Raw genomic sequence first — 18,685 nt, 5'->3', positions numbered from 1 at the left:
GTTATTAAGTATTGGGTATTAGGATAAAATTTCTTATTCCTAGTCCCCAGTCCCTAGTCCCCAGTCCCTAATCCCTACTTAACAGCGCGACTGAAAGCAATATGCGGTTTTGCACTACTCGTTTTGGGCATTAACCAAGCTAAACCTTCACTAGTGCCAATCCATAATTTATTGGCTATATCAGGTGCAATGGCAAGAACTCGACTAGAAGGAAGTCCAGCAACTTCTGCATCTAACACAGCTCCTGTATTTGGATTTAATCGTAACAAACCATTGTTAGTCCCAACCCACACACTACCATCTTTAGCAAAACGTATTGCTGTCACGTCACGCCCACGCAGGCGAGTTACAGAACGCAACACTGCACCAGTTTTTGGGTTAATAACTAGCAAATTATTTGGCATTCCTGCCCAAATTAATCCTTCTGGACTGATGGCTAAAGCTTGGACAGTCGTCCCTGGTAAATCGGTTATCCGCTTCATAATCGCAGCACTAGCAGTATTTACCCGTACCAATCCATCAAGTGTACCAACCCACAGTTGACCTTCAGCATCTAAAGTCAGGGTGTTAGCGCTGACACCAGGCAGATTTTTTAATGTTGTCATAATTAAGCCTTGGTCGGGACTAATTAGGGCTAAACCACTATCGGTTCCAGTCCACAAATAACCCCGTTTGTCAACTAACAATGACAACACCCGTTTAGAAGGCAAAAATAAATTCTGCGCGGTGATTTCACTAGTACGGGGGTCTACTCGGAACAGTCCATCATAACTTCCTACCCATAAACGTCCTACTTTGTCTTGGGCTAAAGCACCAATAGCAACATTCGGTAAACTAACACGAGAAATAATCTTGCCAGTTTTAGGATCAATCCGCGATAGTCCCCGCCAAGAACCTACCCAAAGATTGCCAGTAATATCTCCCAGTAAGTTACCGACACGATAATCAGTTTTTGGCAAATTTTCTTGCACCCCTCGTTCGTCGGGCAAAGGTTCTACTCGCGGTGGCGGTGCAGAACGAGGGTAAGCAGGAGTTAGATCAGATGAATTAATATCAGGGGTTTTTTGTGCCCATCCTATACTTGGCACAGCTATCAACCCCAGCAAGATAGAAGTAGTCAATAAACTAGTACGCTTGCAAAACAATACCACGGTGACATTTCCTTTGGAGACAGTACCCATAGCCGTTACCTAAACTGGCTTTGGTTTAGTTCCAGTGTTCCCCTAGCCGAGATTTTTTAAACGTAATTTGGAATTTTCCTCAAATTTTATACAGATTGGGCATTGAGCAAATAATTCTTATAACTTTTAACTCCTAACTCCTAACTCCTAACTCCTAACTCCAAACTCCTAACTCCTAACTCCTAACTCCTAACTCCTAACTCCTAACTCCTAACTCCAAACTCCTAACTCCAAACTCCAAACTCCAAACTCCTAACTCCTAACTCCTAACTCCTAACTCCTAACTCCCCACTCCCCACTCCCCACTCCCCAAAAGCTTCTTTACAGTTATTGATGACACCTTGTAAAGCATCTGTAACAAAATGTTAAATCTTTATGTAATAACAAAATTAAATATATAAGTTAAAAACTTTCAAAGAATAACTTATCGAATTATTGATATATTGTGGAATAAGTTACAAATTACGTGGTGTGCAATTTTTTATCTTTACGCTCACGACTCTGCTAAATCTCTGTCAAGTAAATTTTTTTCTGGTATCTTTTCCATCAACGGAGAAGATATAAGGAGTGTAGAGGCGGGAATGTGTGCCAGCCAGCCCAATCCCCTGAATACCCCGATTTGTAGGGAAATTATCTAAATCAAGCCGCGAAAAGCGGAAGTTTTGGTCAAATTGAGAAGGTTTAGTTGGGTGCGAAGAAGAGGTAAAAAAGAATTTTGATTCGTAAGAAGAGGGAACAGTAGAAGCGCTAGGTCGTGTACCCCTAGAAGGGGATAACACTGGTGAGGAGGGCTACCACCGCTACCAAAGTGTCCGCCGCAAAAAAACTGCTAACCTTTGCCAAAAACAACCCCTAAAAAAAATTTTTTCTGATCTCCTCCCCGATGAAGGGGGGAAAAATCGGGTGAGGGGAAGTTGCACAAAACGTGATTTGATAATTAACAAGAGTGATTTCAGGGAAGGATAAAATATGTCTTACGCTCAAACGAAGACTCAGAGCAAGTCTGGGTATCAAGCCGGGGTTAAAGATTACAGACTAACTTATTACACACCCGATTACACACCAAAAGATACCGATCTTCTAGCTGCGTTCCGCATGACACCCCAGCCTGGTGTTCCTCCCGAAGAAGCAGGTGCGGCTGTAGCGGCTGAGTCTTCCACAGGTACTTGGACAACTGTGTGGACAGACTTGCTCACCGACCTCGATCGCTACAAAGGTCGTTGTTATGACATCGAACCAGTTCCCGGCGAAGACAACCAGTACATCTGCTACGTTGCCTATCCTTTGGACTTGTTTGAAGAAGGTTCTGTAACCAACGTATTAACCTCAATTGTAGGTAACGTATTTGGTTTCAAAGCTCTGCGGGCACTGCGTCTAGAAGATATTCGTTTTCCAGTAGCTTACATCAAGACCTTCCAAGGGCCTCCTCACGGTATCCAAGTTGAGCGCGATAAGTTAAACAAATACGGTCGTCCTTTGCTGGGTTGTACCATTAAGCCCAAATTGGGTCTTTCCGCTAAGAACTACGGACGCGCTGTATACGAGTGCTTACGCGGTGGTTTGGACTTCACCAAAGACGACGAAAACATCAACTCCGCACCATTCCAAAGATGGCGCGATCGCTTCTTGTTCGTAGCTGAAGCTATCAACAAAGCTCAAGCAGAAACCGGTGAAATCAAAGGTCACTACCTAAACGTTACCGCTCCTACCTGTGAAGAAATGCTGAAGCGGGCTGAGTACGCTAAAGAACTCAAACAGCCCATCATCATGCATGACTACCTAACCGCAGGTTTCACCGCCAACACCACATTGGCTCGTTGGTGCCGCGATAACGGTATCCTCTTGCACATTCACCGTGCTATGCACGCTGTAATCGACCGTCAAAAGAACCACGGTATCCACTTCCGTGTATTGGCTAAAGCCCTACGTTTGTCTGGTGGCGACCACATCCACACCGGCACCGTAGTTGGTAAGTTGGAAGGTGAGCGCGGCATCACAATGGGCTTCGTTGACCTATTGCGTGAAAACTACATTGAGCAAGACAAGTCTCGTGGTATTTACTTTACCCAAGACTGGGCTTCTCTACCTGGTGTAATGGCAGTTGCTTCTGGTGGTATCCACGTATGGCACATGCCCGCGCTGGTAGAAATCTTTGGTGATGACTCAGTACTACAATTCGGTGGTGGTACTCTAGGACATCCTTGGGGTAACGCTCCTGGTGCAACCGCTAACCGTGTCGCCTTGGAAGCCGTTGTTCAAGCTCGTAACGAAGGCCGCAACTTGGCTCGTGAAGGTAACGATATCATCCGCGAAGCTGCCAAGTGGTCTCCTGAACTAGCTGTTGCTTGCGAACTATGGAAAGAAATCAAGTTCGAGTTTGAAGCAATGGATACCGTCTGATCAAAAGTTAGGAGTTAAGAAGTAGAGACGCGATTTATCGCGTCTGTACAAGAGTGTAGAGACGCGATTCATCGCGTCTGTAGAGATGCGATTCATTGCGTCTGTAAAGATGCGATTCATTGCGTCTGTACAAGAGTTAGGATTTGCTTTGCATTAATTCATAACTCATAACTCATAACTCATAACTCTTCAGGGCTGGGGTCAAGCATGAATCTTAAGCAAATTGCGAAGGACACAGCCAAAACTCTCCAAAGCTACCTGACTTATCAGGCTCTAAGGACAGTATTGGCACAGCTAGGCGAAACGAATCCTCCATTAGAACTTTGGCTGCATAACTTTTCTGCTGGCAAAATTCAGAATGGTGAATCATACATTGAACAACTGTTGCGAGAAAAACCAGATTTGGCTTTGCGAATCATGACTGTCAGAGAACACATTGCGGAAGAAATCATCGAATTTTTACCGGAAATGGTTCGTACTGGCATTCAGCAGGCCAATATGGAGCAGCGTCGCCAGCATCTAGAACGCATCACACGAATAGACGCATCTAGCCCCAGTCTGCAACCAGAACAGCAAGCAACTTCAGATCCGAATTTGGATAACTTATCTAATTAGTTCGGTCAACCTAGTAGTCAAAAATCGCAACCCATTATCAAAAAGCTATGCAAACTTTACCAAAAGAGCGTCGTTACGAAACCCTTTCTTATCTGCCACCTCTTACTGATGCTCAAATTGCCAAGCAGATCCAGTACATTTTGAATCAAGGTTACATTCCAGCGATCGAGTTTAACGAAACTTCTGAGCCAACAGAATTATATTGGACAATGTGGAAGTTGCCTTTGTTCGGTGCTAAATCCACTCAAGAAGTATTGGGCGAAGTTCAAGCTTGCCGTTCTCAATTCAACACCAGCTATATCCGTGTTGTGGGTTTTGACAACATCAAGCAGTGCCAAATTCTCAGCTTTCTTGTTCACAAACCCAACAAAGCCACCAGATACTAAAGCTAGCAAGCTTTAAGTAATTTGTTGATTATAAATAGGAGAGGTAGAGTTTTCTGCCTCTCTTTTTTTTAGAGTACGGGAAACTCGGAGGTTTGTTTTTAATTTGTGATGCAGAATAGAATCGTAAATTGAAAAGCAAAAGGTGGTACTTGTGCAGTACATTACTCGGGCTGAAGCATACTATAATCGAGGTATTGCTAACTATTATTTAGAAAATTTTCAGGGGGCTTTGGAAGACTTGAATGGAGCTTTGCAAATTAATCCTAACAATACCAAATCTCTCATTGCAAGGGGCATAATTTATTTTGCATTAGGAGCAATAGAAGAAGCTATCAAGGATTATAACAAAGTATTAAAGATTAATCCCAATAATTATTATGCTTACTTTAATAGGGCAGTTGTCTACTCTATTATAGGAAATAAACAGAAGGCAATATATGATTATGATATAGCATTACAGATTAATCCTGATAAAGCTGATGCTTACTATAATAGGGGAAATATCCGCTATGAATTAGGAGATAAACAAGGGGCAATATACGATTATGATATAGCATTACAGATTAATCCTGATAAAGCTGATGCTTACTACAATAGAGGAAATATCCACCATCAATTAGCAGACAAAGATAAGGCAATTAAAGATTTTAAAAAAGCAGCAGATATATATAAGCAGAAAACCCAAGAGATAGATTATCAAGATGCTGTTGAAAAAATAAAATTACTTAATAAGTCTGAATGGACAGATGAAAATAGAGATAACAAAACTGAAATCAACTTTTCTCAAAATCACGTTAATTATTCATTTGATGTTTTGGTTCGAGATAAAGATATTTGGAAACAATTACTCCAAGGTATAAAAACTCATATCAACTCTCGTTGGCAAATAGTAAGTATAATAAATAAGAAATTTGTCAGGATTAAATTCTATGGAAATGATGAAGAATGTTCAATTTTGAGTAAAAAATTCCAAGAATATGAAGAATCTTGTCTTAAAAATATGAGAAGTGATTTTGATACTGATATAAATCTTGAAACAACACAAGAAGAAAAATATATAGATAATATTGAGAAAGAATTTAATAAGATTAGCGATAATAACTACTCTGCTCAATTTGAGAGTGATAGGTATGATGGTTGGCTCGATTGTGGCTATATGAATGATATTACAAATCCTTATGAAGTATACTAGATTATAGTCATAACTATAGACTAGCATTTATTTTTTTATCCCCAAAGTAGTAATTATGCAGCAAATTACTCTAGCTGAAGCATCTCAAAACTTATCCGACTTAATTGAAGCAGCACTCAGTGGTGAGGAAATTATTATTATCAAAGATAATCAACCTGTTGTGAAGTTAACTCCTGTGTCGCCAGTTAAACAACGCCGTCAACCTGGAAGCGCAAAGGGTTTAATTACAATATCTGATGACTTTGATGAACCACTCGAAGAGTTTAAGGAATATATGGAATGAGATTACTGCTGGATACACATACTTTTATTTGGTATGTGACGGATAATTCAAGACTTAGTAATCAAGTAGTAGCATTAATCAATGATGAGAATAATGAAATTTTACTAAGTATCGCTAGTCTATGGGAAATAGCTATTAAGCAGAATTTAGGCAAGCTTAGTTTCAATCAGTCATTTGAAATATTCATCACACAGCAACTCAATCTGAACGATTTTAGTTTACTCGATATCAAAATTACCCATGTTACTGTTGTTGCCACACTATCTTTACATCACCGTGACCCATTTGACAGAATTTTAATTGCACAATCGATAGTGGAAAATATACCTTTACTGAGTGCCGATAAAATTTTTGATGCATATCCAATAAGACGTATGTGGTAGGTAGCGTTGCTTTTCTACCAAAAGATAAATAAACAGTTATCACCAAAAAAACTTAACATTACTTTAAGCAGTGCTAGGCAAAAATAATTTTATGGGTTACTACATCGCTCCCCGCTTTCTGGACAAATTGGCTGTCCACATCACCAAAAACTTTCTAAAGCTTCCTGGCGTGCGAGTTCCCGTGATTTTAGGTATTCACGGACGTAAAGGTGAAGGCAAAACATTTCAATGTCAATTAGTCTTCGAGAAAATGGGTATCGAGGTGACTAACATTTCTGGCGGCGAATTGGAAAGTCCAGATGCAGGAGATCCAGCGCGGTTGATTCGGCTGCGCTATCGGGAAACAGCAGAACTGATCAAAGTACGCGGCAAAATGTGTGTACTGATGATTAACGATTTAGATGCGGGGGCTGGACGCTTTGATGAAGGCACTCAATATACTGTAAATACGCAGTTGGTAAATGCCACACTGATGAATATTGCTGATAATCCCACAGATGTGCAGTTGCCTGGAAGCTATGATTCCACGCCTTTACATCGTGTACCGATTATTGTCACAGGTAATGATTTTTCGACTCTCTATGCACCGTTAATTCGGGATGGACGGATGGAGAAATTTTACTGGGAACCAGATAGAGACGACAAAGTGGGAATTGTCAAGGGGATTTTTGAAGCGGATGGACTATCGCAGAAGGAAGTTGAACAGCTAGTTGATACATTTGTCAATCAGTCCATTGACTTTTTTAGCGCTTTGCGATCGCGCATTTATGACGAACAAATCCGCAACTACATCCATCAAGTAGGTTTTGAGAAAGTATCCTTGAATGTGGTTAACAGCACTGAAGGGCCACCAGAATTTAAAAAGCCAGATTTCAGGCTGTCTCACTTGAATCGAGTCTGGTAACTTCCTCGTTGGTGAACAAAAACGGGTGGAAAATTCCCATTTGGTTGACGATTACAACCGACTCAATCGAGGTAGAAATTCTCAATCTACAACACCGCCTGCGACACCAATTAATCAGTCGTCAAGTAATGGTGCAACTCAAGAACCAAAAACGAATGGATTCCAGAAACAGGAAGTATCAAGCCCACATTTAACCCTAGAGACACAAGAACAGATTCGGCAATTATTATCTCAAGGTTACAAAATTAGCATTGAACACGTAGATGAGCGCCGTTTCCGCACAGGTTCTTGGCAAAGTTGTGTTCATAGCCACATTGATGCCGAGTCTGATGCAATCTCAAACTTAGAGGCAACTTTGGCAGAATATAGCGGTGAGTATATCCGCTTAGTAGGTATTGATCCAAAAGCCAAGCGGCGAGTTTTGGAGACAATTATTCATCGTCCGCATGGGAAAAATTAGTCATTGGTCATTGGTCATTAGTCATTAGTCATTAGCAAAAGAAAGTGGGCAGAAAATCTTTCTTACTATGGACTATGGCCATTTTCAATCCGGTGAGGTACGGGTATGTAAATAGACCTAACCCCCTAACCCCCTTCCCGTTTCGGGAAGGGGAAAAAATTCAAAGCCTCTCTCCTAAAAGGAGAGAGGAATGGAAGTGAGGTCAAAATTTTACTTCACGCTTGTCGAGAACGCTTTACTTACAGGTAAGAGCTAAAGCTGAGTTCACCTTTGTTAAATCGCCAGTGAATACTGCTGTGTATTGATAAGGTGATGAACCAGTGCAAGTCATGGAATTTGTATTAGCGCCACGAGGAGTCCACCATGACTTTGCCTGCACAGTCAAATTTGTGCCATTCCATGATAGATTTTGGACAACTAAAGAGTTAGTTTGTCCATTATCCGCCTTTTTGGAAGTTAAAAATGTGGCATAGTTAACCTGACCATTGGCTGGATTAATTCGGGCTATAACCGCGACTTTTGGCCCGCCCCCGCTACCATAGCTAGACAACCAACGCCCAGTTGCAAAGCGGCGAAAATCACTACCAGTCTGACTACCAGTGGAGGAGTAAACGCCATATAAAACATTCGCTCCATCCCAATATAATCCGTAACCTGTACCATCGTCATTCGTTGTTTCGTAATCAGTTCTACACCATGATTTGATACCACTATTGAAACGGATTGTCACAGGGTTTTTGTTATTAGATGAGACTTGCTGATAACCAATATAAAAGGCTGTATTTCCTTTAACTACTCTGGGGCCATTTTTAGCTTTGATTGTCGTTTCACTATCATTGCAACTGAATGTTACAGCATTACCGATAGATAAATTTACCGTCTGGGCAAAAGCTGGAGGAGCTTTTTGTGTGATTACTAAATCACCTGCTAATACTACAGATAAAGAGAAAGCTGCCAAATACTTCTGCAATTTGTGAGAATAAATCATGGTAAAAATCTGCCGAGAAATTCTAAGGAAAAACACCGTATTACTATAAAGTCTAATTAGAAATTAGACAAGAAAAATTATTGAAAATCGCACATGGCAGCATTTTCAATATGACTAAAAATCAGCCTATACTACAAAATGCATAATAAAATATGCATGATGTTGCCTGATATGAACTGCACATCAAGCTTCTTTATCAAGGAGCATTAGTCAATAGAAGAAATTGCTGGTTTTAATGAAAAAGTGGGGTTTGCTCTTTGCTTTTGGAAGAGTCAATCATAGCTAGAGCGATGTTATAAGCATCAAGCATAGTGCAGAACTGCTCAATTGATTGAGTCATATTTCGCAAATCGCAATTATCACCAAAACCATATTTCAATCAATTGCTTTCAGTCCAGCCGAACTCAATTCAGCTTTTTATAGAAGACTGATTTACGTTTTGGACGGGACATAGATATATTCGTTAGAGAGGGTTCTAAAGCTAGTTTGGCTTAGTTAGGCTGTTTTGTGGTTCAGTAAAATTAGTGAATAAATTTTTTATTTTTTAAGGAAATAATATATAAATCTGAGTAATTTCTCTTAATTCAGGTATGGCATCTGCTTTTCTAGACAATTACTTTAACGTTAGTTATGAAGGTTACGATGTTAATCATAACGGTTTAAGAAAACCTCATCAAGCTAGGTTTTTATAGCAATCCTAAATGAGTCGTGAAAAATATAGATAAGGAAACGAACCGCTATCTCTACGAGAGGCTTCCGCCAACGCGCAGCGTCTCGTTAGAGAAGGACGCAAAGATAAGAAAGAAAAAAGAGATATATAATTTTCACAAATGATTTATACCAATTCTGTATGAAGATGCGGTAAAGCATATTTAAGTACAAGAAAGAAGAAAGAAAAACGAACCGCCAAGGACGCAAAGGACACAAAGAAAGAAAGAAAGAAAGAAAGAAAGAAAGAAAGAAAGAAAGAAATTAAAAGGGTTTGGCGCAGACTCACAAAGAAATGGTATTAGGACTGCTATAAGATTTGTGCGTACACCGTAGCCTAAAAGGAGAAAGGCTTTGAATCTTACTCCCCAACGCTAGTAGACTCTATTAGAGTCAACCCGGAAGCTTTAGAAATGCTGCTTCACTACATCTAAGCGTGAACAATTCCAATAATCGATATGGGAGACAATCAGACCATCTGAGTTGAGACTTAATTCACTCCAACCAGGAATAGAAATCCGTGGTTTCCAGGGAAGAGGAGTATTCCAACTGAGTGTCCACTCAGTTTTTATGGTGTCTCCTAAACGTTGAATATTATGTAAGTCCATCTTGGGATCTAAAAACCAAGTTTGGATCAAATTAATCATTTCTTTGTAACGTTTGACGCCACGAAATTTATTTAGTGGATCTTGAAAATAAACCTCTGGAGCGTAAATACTATAAGTTTGATTGACTGGGAATCTTTGATAGTCTTCTTTGAGGATTTCAATGATATCCATGATAAATAGATATATGTGTAAATTACTTTAATATGTAAACGGGCGCGGATAAAAATCCTTATTAAAAATTGAAATCAACCCTCATTCCATAAACGCTCTAACTGACGCCGCCAAGCAGCTAAAACTTCTTCTCGCGCCTCTGAGGTTTGATTTATTTCACCCATCACTCCTTCTGCATAAAAGCGTTCCAAGCTTTGCATAGTAGCTTGCAGAGATTGTCCTTGCTGTTTTGCTGCCTGAATAATTTGCCGGATACGGCTTTCAATTAGTCGATTAAAGACATTATCTAATCCAGTCTGATGGAGAGATAGAAGTCGATTGATTGCATTGGACAAATCTGCACTCACTAAAGTGCTACTGTTATGTTGAAATACTCCCCAAATCACCCCTTCATACAAAGCGTAACGTACTTCTTGAGTGTCATCAAAGTTGGCTTCTAGGAACTGTTCTAAAAATGGTTGGGCTTGTTGGATAGGCACAATAGGTAGTAAAGCTCGCAACCAAGTATTATCTTCGGAAAGCAGCACCAACAGCCGGAAAGCTGAAGTGTCTACTTGCCACGATCCAGGAGCGATGGTACTAACAGGCGATGTGCCAAATAATTCTGTTAACGTACCCGCAATTTCTTCAGGTGTCATAAGCCTTTTTTGAGATATAGCCTCTAGTGGTCTGTCAAATTCATTTTGACGGTTAGGGAGACGCGATAAATCGCCGTCTCTACTCTTAATCTATCCGTCAATTATTTCTTGACAGACTACTAGATTAGCGCAGAGGTGCATCAGCTTATAAAAACACTCGTTGAAAACCCTTGAGTAACAGAACCACAAGGAGGGTTAGATACCGCAAGGGGTCTAATCTAAGTGGACTCGTTGAATCAAGAATCCCCGTCCGCGACGGTCGGGGAGTGTCAATCACTAAAACCCTGTGCTACTTGCTTGGTGGAAAATTTTCTGCCTAAAGACGTAGTGGGGGCGTACACTTAGCTGTACGCCCCCACAAAAGAATGTATTCCACTAAATTGAAATATGTGATTTAGATTATCGAATTGCTCAAAAACACAATGCCGATCGCACACAAAGCGAAGCCAGTAATGCTAATTTTCCAGGGTAAAATTCGGTTTATTTCTCCCATACCCATTGCACTACCAATTTCTCTCGCACTCATGGCAACCGCAAACAGAGTTAAGGTTATGCCTAGTATATAGGCAATTAATGGCATGATTCCTGCCCCAATAATAGATTCGGCATCAGCGTAACCCTGAAATAAACCAGCACTGATGCCCACCAGAGTAAGTACTATAAAGTTTGGTTGATTTGGCATCATTAGCATAGTACCAAAAACGATGGTAGAAATGGCGATCGCTATTTCTGTGCCTGGTAAATTTAGCTGAAATAAATGAATCACAATGCCCAAAACTGTTGCTAAGACAAAACATCCAGCGATCGCAGCACCACGAACAAATACAGATGAGAGTAAACCAATAGCAATAATACCAATTAAACAATTCAAGCCAATTACTGGATCTGCCAATCCCCAGATAAAACCTTCCCAGGAGTTAGAGATGGTATGGTTAACTGGTATTCCACTCAATGAACTCAGTAAGCTAATTAAAATTAGAACTGCGATCGCTCCAATATGGCGATGCATTAACCTCAAGGTGTAAAATTCCCCCGAAGCATGGGATTTTGATAATTTAGTTTTGAACATTACCATCTGCCAAATTAGTTTTTCCGGTAATTTATACTACCCACATACCAAAAAAAACTAACGTGGTATACCCGTAAGGGCACGGCACTGCCGTGCCCCTACACCTTGCGATGTAATGCTGTACCGCATCTGAATGGGAACCACTATAATACTTTTTACTTTTGAATGCGTGACTTCCGCCTTGCGGTACTAGTGCAATAATTCCTCAACTTGATGCTGGCTCCACAAAGTTCTATATAAACCCTGTTGTTGCAAAAGTTGTAAGTGATTGCCTGTCTCGACAATTTTTCCCTTTTCCATCACAAAAATTCGGTCAGCCGCCGCCGCCGCCGATAATTGATGCGTAATGAAAATTACTGTTTTGCGTACAGTACCACCAGAGAGATTTTTGAGGATTTGCGTGGCTGTTTGATTATCCACACTAGAGAGGGCATCATCCAAAATTAAGACTGGAGCATTGACCAGCATAGCCCTAGCTAAGGCAGTACGTTGTCGTTGACCGCCAGAAAGAGTAATACCGCGTTCACCAACAATAGTTTCATATTGCTGGGGAAAATTGTCAATTTCTGATTGAATTTGGGCAAGTTTAGCGACAGATTCTATCTGCTCTTGTTCACTAAGTGGATCACCGTAGCGGATATTATTTTTGATTGTAGTACTAAATAGAAAACTATCTTGAGGAACGTAGGCGATCGCACCTCGTAAATCTGCCAACGCTATCTTAGTAATATCCACCCCATCTAAAAACAATTGTCCTGTTTCAATATCCAACAAGCGCGGTAAAGCATTGGCTAAAGTAGATTTTCCCGCACCAATTGCCCCAACAATGGCTACGGTTTCTCCCGGAGCAATAGTAAAGTTAACATTTTTTAGGGCTGGAGTAGTGGAACCAGGGTAAGTATAGGTGAGATTTTTAGCTGTCACTTCCCCTTTAAGTTCAGCCACTGGTAGATGTATGGCATCGGCTGTGTCTTGAATTTTCGGTGTGACAGAGAGAATAGATTCAAGCCTATCGATACTAACTTCACCCCGTTGGTAGGCCGTAATTGTGAATCCTAAAAGGGCTGTGGGGAAAACTAGACGCTCTACATAAATTAACAGGACTAAAAAATCGCCAACCTGAAGCGTCCCAGAAGACATCCGCGCCGCCCCTAGCCAGATGATTACCAGTGAACTGACATTAGCTAGCCCACCAATTAGCGGAAACAGTGTATTTCGGAGTTTTGCCAGTTCCAAGTTAGCAGTCAATAGCTGCTGATTTTTCTTGGCGAAGGCTCGACGCTCGTTTGCTTCTTGGGCATAGATTTTAATTAAGGCAATGCCACTGATATCCTCTTGGATAAGTTCGCTGATGTCAGAGAGTTGCTCTTGGACTGCTGCTTGTTGCTTGCGTAAGCGATCGCTAAACATACTCACTAACAAGAGCATAAAAGGGTACACTGCCAGGGAGGCTAGTGTGATATCCACACTAATCGCCAGCATTACTGGCAGTGTCAGGGCGTAGGCAAACACGGTATTTGCCAAACTTAAAACTGCAAAACCCAATAACCGCTTGATATTGTCCACATCACTGGTAGCCCGATTAATCAAATCGCCAGCAGTATTACTGGCAAAATAAGCCGGCTCCAGCTTGAGTAAGTGTTCAAAAATCCTTTGTTTCAGGTCAAATTCTACCTGTCGCCCCACCCCAAATAGCCAAATACGGGATGCCATCCGCATTAGCCACATCGCCGAACTGAGTAAGACAATGATTACTACGTCATGTAGTATTTGGCTCAAGACGAAGGTTGTGGAGAGTTTGTCAACACCAGCACGAATCAACAAGGGGATATAAACGCCCAGTGCATTGACAGACAACAAAGCGAGAATGCCTAAAGACGCCTCGCGCCAATGGGGACGTAGGTAAGCAGTGAGTTTAGTGATTCGTCGAGATTTTGCCATTAAAGCAATTTTGCAACTTTATCATCCTAGATTAACTGCTAGTCCAAGAAGACAGCTATGTAGGGGATTGGGGACTGGGGACTAGTGAGTGGGAACTGGGGATTGGGAAAGAATGGGGTCTGAATCCCGATTTAAATTTTCCCAATCCCCAATCTTTAGTTGAATGAAACCCTTGCAAATTCGTAACTCTGAATTTCGGGTCGCGTTACTAAAGCATGGCATTGCGGTCTTTTTAGTATTTATTTTTTTACTTTATTACCGCTGAACACGCATGAACCTGTAAATTTCAACGAGATAACTTTCCCAAGTTCTTGTTGTCAATTGCAACGTTTCCGAATTCGGTACAAAGTCTTCAAGTCGTAAACCGCGTGTACGAATATCTTGAAGATTTCCTTGTAATAGGTAGGGAGGTACTCTCAAATTATAAGAAAGAATGCCATCCCCCGTCACATCTGAGATGTTCGCTGCGGTGCTTTGTTGCCCTAATGCCACTAGTGTGCCAGATGTTGGTGTAGCAGTTGCTACATAGGTTTCACCTGTCATTGCTAGAGGTGCCCGATAAAGGAAATAGGCAACTGCTGGTGTACTTGATAACAGCAAAATTGTCAGTGCCCAACCGATCAAGTATCCTCCTGGTTTTTCTATTCCGCCTCCTTTGATTTTCTGAGCTGCAAGAATCATCAGTAAAACAGAGGCTCCTAGTGGCTTGAGTGGAAAAGACAGCATCCTCCACAAAGACGCCACAGCAGGTTCACTGGGGTTAAGAAATGATAGGGCTACGATTACCAAGATAACGACTAGGATTAATCGCCCGACAAAAGTTCCAGAGGGATAAAATCGCTGGAACAGAGAATATACGATAGTGCCAATCAGCAGCCACAGCAGTACTCGGCTTAACAATAGAAACATAGATTAACTCTCAAATTTTCTGGTGCAGTGAGCCAATGTGGTGGTAAGACAGTCCACTTTGCTTGGGATTTCCACGCCACTTATCTTGTTCAGAGAACAAGTGGCTCCCCAAGAGGAACTGTCGTGCATGGTTTCCCTGCATAAAACAACTAGCGACTTCTTAGCTTTAGCGACGCTAGGAGCGTCACCCGTAAGGGTCAACCTAGAGGTTTCGGGAAATGGATTTATTTTATTGCCAAATTGTAATCGCACTGTTTGACTTAAAATACCTCAAACCTCACACCCAATGACTACCGTCGTAGTGATTTTAGTGCAATTTTTTGACACTGCGTCTATTATTTATATTTTTCCAGAAGAGTAATATGGTACCGGTAAACTAAATTAATTGAGTAATCCACTAAAAAGGAAAAACTATGTCGCCTGGAAAGCCTAGCATTTTGGTAACGGGGGGAGCTGGATATATTGGTTCTCACGCGGTGCTTGCTTTGAAGCAAGCGGGTTATAACGTTGTCATACTTGATAATCTAGTCTATGGGCATCGTGACCTGGTAGAAAAGGTTTTACAGGTAGAACTGATAGTAGGGGATACAGGCGATCGCGCCTTGCTAGATCACCTATTTAAAACCCGCGATATTGCTGCTGTGATGCACTTTTCTGCTTATGCCTACGTAGGAGAATCGGTGACTGATCCGGCTAAATATTACCGCAATAACGTTGTTGGTACTTTAACCCTCTTAGAAGCGATGCTGACGGCATCTGTGAAGAAATTTGTCTTTTCTTCTACCTGTGCCACCTACGGTGTACCGGAATTTGTACCCATTCCAGAAAATCATCCCCAAAATCCGATTAATCCTTATGGCGCTACAAAGCTAATGGTAGAGCGGATTCTTTCTGATTTTGATGTTGCTTACGGTTTTAAATCAGTGCGTTTCCGCTATTTTAATGCTGCTGGTGCTAATCCCAGTGGCTTGCTGGGTGAGGATCACAACCCAGAAACCCATTTGATTCCCTTGGTGTTGATGACAGCTTTAGGTAAACGAGAATCCATCTCAATTTTCGGCACTGATTACCCTACGCCCGATGGTACTTGTATTCGTGATTATATTCATGTTAACGACTTAGCTGATGCCCATATTTTGGGATTGGAATATTTATTAAAAGGTAACGATAGCGAAGTTTTCAATTTGGGTAATGGTAGCGGTTTCTCTGTCAGAGAAGTAATTGCAGCTACCGAACAGGTGACAGGAGTTTCTATACCAGTACAAGAACGCGATCGCCGTCCTGGTGATCCTCCAATTCTCATTGGCGCCAGCGAGAAAGCCAGAACAATTTTAGGCTGGAAACCTCAGTATCCATCCATCGAAGATATTGTCGCTCATGCGTGGCAGTGGCATCAGAAGCGACATAAATAAAAGTTAGGAGTTTGGAGTTTGGAGTTTGGAGTTTGGAGTTTGGAGTTTGGAGTTTGGAGTTTGGAGTTTGGAGTTTGGAGTTTGGAGTTTGGAAATTTTAGATTTTTCCTTCGATTCAAAATCTAAAATTGTTAAGTCTTGAATTCATAACTCTCAACTCCTCACTCCTAACTCCTAACTACTCCCCACTCCCTCTCATACTTCGCAGTACGACAACTAAGATGCCGATAAATCCGAGGATTGGAAGTGCGATCGCCCAGATTGGTAATTGCTGAGATTCACCCTCTCCTAAATTACCGTTGACATCTCGTAGATTTTGTGTATTCTGTGTAGATCCACCTGCCACAGTAACTTCAAATTTGAACTCAAAGGGTTTGAATCTTGCCCCAGAAACTGGTTTACCATTTAGTTGCAACTGATAAATACCTGGCTTGGGAAAGACAACTTCCGCACCTGGAATGCCTTGATAACGTTCAGCTGCCACAGGTTCTAACTGTGGTTCTAACAGGGGTGGCTCTCCGGCTGCATAAGGTTGGGCATAAATAGCCAACTGACAATTGCACTGTGACAGGGGAATCACCCTTCCACCTCTGCGGGTAAGCGCAAACCAGGCTTGGCTTGGTTCTCCAGCACGAGGATTATCATTTGGTTCAATGTGAAGGGTGCCGCCGACATCTCCAGATATCTCCACTTTATGAGCAAAAGCAGGGTAAATATTAGTTATTGGTATAACTAAGCAACTCAGGAATAATAAATACTTTATTGTTCCTTGATTCCAGGAAATGCCTTTGAGCGGGTAAAGCCTCTGTTTTTGGCTTGTTGGGATGGAGCCAGAAAATAAAGATGATTTACCGCGATTTGATTGGGGGGACATAAAACTTTTCTACGGCTAACTTTGACCAAAAAAAGCGCGATCGCACCATCAAGACACCGAGGGTAATAATTCCCATCAGTACTACTGCTAATTTATTTCCCCAAGTTGATTGCGAGGAACCCAGGTAATGGGAACCAATCAACACAGCATGAATGGCACTCAAGAGCAAGGCTGGCACACCCAATAGATGAATCTGTCGCCAACGCTTGCCCAAAGATTTCTGCAACGATTCCCAACTCGTAAAAGCGGCGGGGGACATTAATACCAATGCTACAGCACCCGCAGCCATACCCCACTGAAATTCTGGCGGCAGGAAAGAAAAGGCAGCAAATTTCCATTGCAATGAGTGTTCCATCATGTGGGCGGTGTGAACCACAGAAAGCACAAAAGATCCTACCCCCAAGCCCCGGCGGTAACGCAGTGGTGATGCCCACAAGCCACTAATAGGACGTGCAATTAAAGCCAAGATTAAGCAAATTAAGGCGGCATGTCCGGTGTAATCTACCATTGTGTCACCAGTCCGCAGCAACGTAATCACGCCAATGGTGAGTGTCACCCAACCGCCTAATCGAAACAACTGACTGCGCCTGTCTTTACTTACCAACGATGTGGAAACGCCTACACCTAGCATTGTAGGTAGAGTTCCCAAGCCAAAAGCCAGCATAGTTGCCCCACCCATCCATAAATTGCCAGTTTCAGCAGCTTTAATTTGGGCAGCATACAGGAAACCACAGGGCATTAAACCCCAAGTCATTCCCAAAAGCATTGGTGTCCACCATTTGGTTTTTAAGGAAAGCTTAACCATTCCTCTGCTGAGGCGATCGTGTAAACTACCTTGTAACAAGGGGTGTAACACGGGGATGCGCGGCAGTAAATCGGGTTTTACATGTCCTAAGCCAAACCAAATCAGCATTACACCAGTTAGAATTGCCATCCAGCGCCGGAAGTCGCTACCAACACCGGCTAGCTGTCCACCTTGCAGCAATACCGAACCTAGCGCCCCAATGCCAGCACCGACTAGAGCATAGCTTAACATCCGCCCCAGGTTTAGCAGGATATGAAATTTTAATTGCTGTTGCCAAGTGTCGGACTTTTCTAAGGTTGATGTGCGTCCTAAAGAGGCTGTTGGTGCTGTTTTCGGCTGATGAGATAGGGAAAACGCCATTGTTAAAGGGCCACACATCCCAAAGCAATGCCCAAAACTCCCCAGGAACCCCACGATCGCAATCAGCAACAAATCTACCATAAAAAAAGCCCTGAGTTCTGAGTCATGAGTCCTGAGTGTCAGAATAAAGATTTTGAAGAAGTAATAATAAATTCTTTGCTTAGTACTCAGCACTCCTCTAGTGGGGCACTTTACGTGAAGTTGCGATCGCTGTCAAAAGACAAGTTGTCAAACTTGATATTCACTTTAGGGAAAAAAAAGCAATCAGGTTTAGTGTAAATATTTATAAAACTCATCAAAGATAGACTTTTAGTACTCAGTGTTATTAACCCTGCGCGGCTGTAGCTTAGAGGTTGGATGATGCAGGCGATCGCCCGTAAGTTTGAAATATTTTTGGG

16 protein-coding genes and 1 pseudogene are annotated in these 18,685 nt (G+C 41.8%); 8 read left to right on the top strand and 9 right to left on the bottom strand.

The features are described from left to right. Nucleotides 1-74 precede the first annotated feature (74 nt). Nucleotides 75-1,181: a ligand-binding sensor domain-containing protein gene (locus D1367_RS09295; RefSeq protein ID WP_118166005.1), complete on the bottom strand. Its 1,107-nt coding sequence runs from the start codon at nucleotides 1,179-1,181 to the stop codon at nucleotides 75-77. A 969-nt stretch (nucleotides 1,182-2,150) separates the two neighbouring features. Here D1367_RS09295 and D1367_RS09290 point away from each other — a divergent pair. The 7 genes and pseudogenes from D1367_RS09290 to D1367_RS09260 all read left to right on the top strand — a co-directional run bounded on the left by D1367_RS09290 (nucleotide 2,151) and on the right by D1367_RS09260 (nucleotide 7,804). Continuing rightward, nucleotides 2,151-3,581: a form I ribulose bisphosphate carboxylase large subunit gene (locus D1367_RS09290; RefSeq protein WP_118166003.1), complete on the top strand. Its 1,431-nt coding sequence runs from the start codon at nucleotides 2,151-2,153 to the stop codon at nucleotides 3,579-3,581. A 207-nt stretch (nucleotides 3,582-3,788) separates the two neighbouring features. After that, the gene (gene rcbX, locus D1367_RS09285; protein WP_118166000.1) at nucleotides 3,789-4,196 is read left to right on the top strand and encodes a RuBisCO chaperone RbcX; all 408 of its coding nucleotides are present in this window, start codon (nucleotides 3,789-3,791) and stop codon (nucleotides 4,194-4,196) included. Between the two features lie 47 nt (nucleotides 4,197-4,243). Continuing rightward, nucleotides 4,244-4,582, top strand: coding sequence for a ribulose bisphosphate carboxylase small subunit (locus D1367_RS09280; RefSeq protein WP_118165998.1), 339 nt, complete (start codon nucleotides 4,244-4,246; stop codon nucleotides 4,580-4,582). Nucleotides 4,583-4,733: 151 nt separating this feature from the next. Further along, nucleotides 4,734-5,774 carry a tetratricopeptide repeat protein gene (locus tag D1367_RS09275; RefSeq protein ID WP_181985117.1) on the top strand — a complete coding sequence of 347 codons (1,041 nt, stop codon included), beginning with the start codon at nucleotides 4,734-4,736 and terminating at the stop codon, nucleotides 5,772-5,774. A gap of 55 nt (nucleotides 5,775-5,829) precedes the next feature. Continuing rightward, complete coding sequence (locus tag D1367_RS09270) at nucleotides 5,830-6,057, top strand: type II toxin-antitoxin system Phd/YefM family antitoxin (protein ID WP_118165993.1); 228 nt, start codon at nucleotides 5,830-5,832, stop codon at nucleotides 6,055-6,057. Then, complete coding sequence (locus D1367_RS09265; protein ID WP_118165991.1) at nucleotides 6,054-6,440, top strand: type II toxin-antitoxin system VapC family toxin; 387 nt, start codon at nucleotides 6,054-6,056, stop codon at nucleotides 6,438-6,440. Before D1367_RS09270 ends, D1367_RS09265 begins: the two co-directional genes overlap by 4 nt. A gap of 91 nt (nucleotides 6,441-6,531) precedes the next feature. Beyond that, nucleotides 6,532-7,804 (top strand): annotated as a pseudogene (locus D1367_RS09260) (ribulose bisphosphate carboxylase small subunit). A 235-nt stretch (nucleotides 7,805-8,039) separates the two neighbouring features. Here D1367_RS09260 and D1367_RS09255 read toward each other — a convergent pair. From D1367_RS09255 to fraI, 6 genes are all read right to left on the bottom strand, one after another. Beyond that, the gene (locus tag D1367_RS09255) at nucleotides 8,040-8,792 is read right to left on the bottom strand and encodes a hypothetical protein (protein ID WP_118165988.1); all 753 of its coding nucleotides are present in this window, start codon (nucleotides 8,790-8,792) and stop codon (nucleotides 8,040-8,042) included. Nucleotides 8,793-9,907: 1,115 nt separating this feature from the next. Further along, nucleotides 9,908-10,279 (bottom strand): C6orf136 family protein, encoded by a 372-nt coding sequence (locus D1367_RS09250; RefSeq protein ID WP_118165985.1) that lies wholly within the window; start codon nucleotides 10,277-10,279, stop codon nucleotides 9,908-9,910. A 74-nt stretch (nucleotides 10,280-10,353) separates the two neighbouring features. Next, entirely contained in the window at nucleotides 10,354-10,917 is a 564-nt protein-coding gene (locus D1367_RS09245; protein WP_118165982.1) for a hypothetical protein, read from the bottom strand. 394 nt (nucleotides 10,918-11,311) lie between these two features. After that, on the bottom strand, nucleotides 11,312-11,986 hold the full coding sequence (locus tag D1367_RS09240; protein WP_118165980.1) for a HupE/UreJ family protein: 675 nt from the start codon (nucleotides 11,984-11,986) through the stop codon (nucleotides 11,312-11,314). Nucleotides 11,987-12,175: 189 nt separating this feature from the next. After that, nucleotides 12,176-13,927, bottom strand: coding sequence for an ABC transporter ATP-binding protein (locus tag D1367_RS09235; RefSeq protein WP_118165977.1), 1,752 nt, complete (start codon nucleotides 13,925-13,927; stop codon nucleotides 12,176-12,178). Nucleotides 13,928-14,182: 255 nt separating this feature from the next. After that, entirely contained in the window at nucleotides 14,183-14,836 is a 654-nt protein-coding gene (fraI, locus tag D1367_RS09230) for a septal nanopore formation protein FraI (protein WP_118165974.1), read from the bottom strand. Nucleotides 14,837-15,249: 413 nt separating this feature from the next. On the opposite strand from fraI, the gene galE reads away from it, so the two are divergent. Next, nucleotides 15,250-16,248: a UDP-glucose 4-epimerase GalE gene (gene galE / locus D1367_RS09225; RefSeq protein ID WP_118165971.1), complete on the top strand. Its 999-nt coding sequence runs from the start codon at nucleotides 15,250-15,252 to the stop codon at nucleotides 16,246-16,248. Nucleotides 16,249-16,426: 178 nt separating this feature from the next. Here the strand turns inward: galE and D1367_RS09220 are convergent, their stop codons facing one another. After that, nucleotides 16,427-17,122: a hypothetical protein gene (locus D1367_RS09220; RefSeq protein ID WP_244944994.1), complete on the bottom strand. Its 696-nt coding sequence runs from the start codon at nucleotides 17,120-17,122 to the stop codon at nucleotides 16,427-16,429. Continuing rightward, nucleotides 17,097-18,368 carry an urease accessory protein UreH domain-containing protein gene (locus tag D1367_RS09215; protein ID WP_118165968.1) on the bottom strand — a complete coding sequence of 424 codons (1,272 nt, stop codon included), beginning with the start codon at nucleotides 18,366-18,368 and terminating at the stop codon, nucleotides 17,097-17,099. The genes D1367_RS09220 and D1367_RS09215 overlap by 26 nt, the downstream gene beginning before the upstream one ends. Nucleotides 18,369-18,685 lie beyond the last annotated feature (317 nt).

This window comes from Nostoc sphaeroides (assembly GCF_003443655.1).
Taxonomy (GTDB): Bacteria; Cyanobacteriota; Cyanobacteriia; order Cyanobacteriales; family Nostocaceae; genus Nostoc; species Nostoc sphaeroides.
The sequence above is the reverse complement of the archived record's forward strand: the minus strand, read 5'-3'. Positions and strand labels throughout refer to the sequence as shown.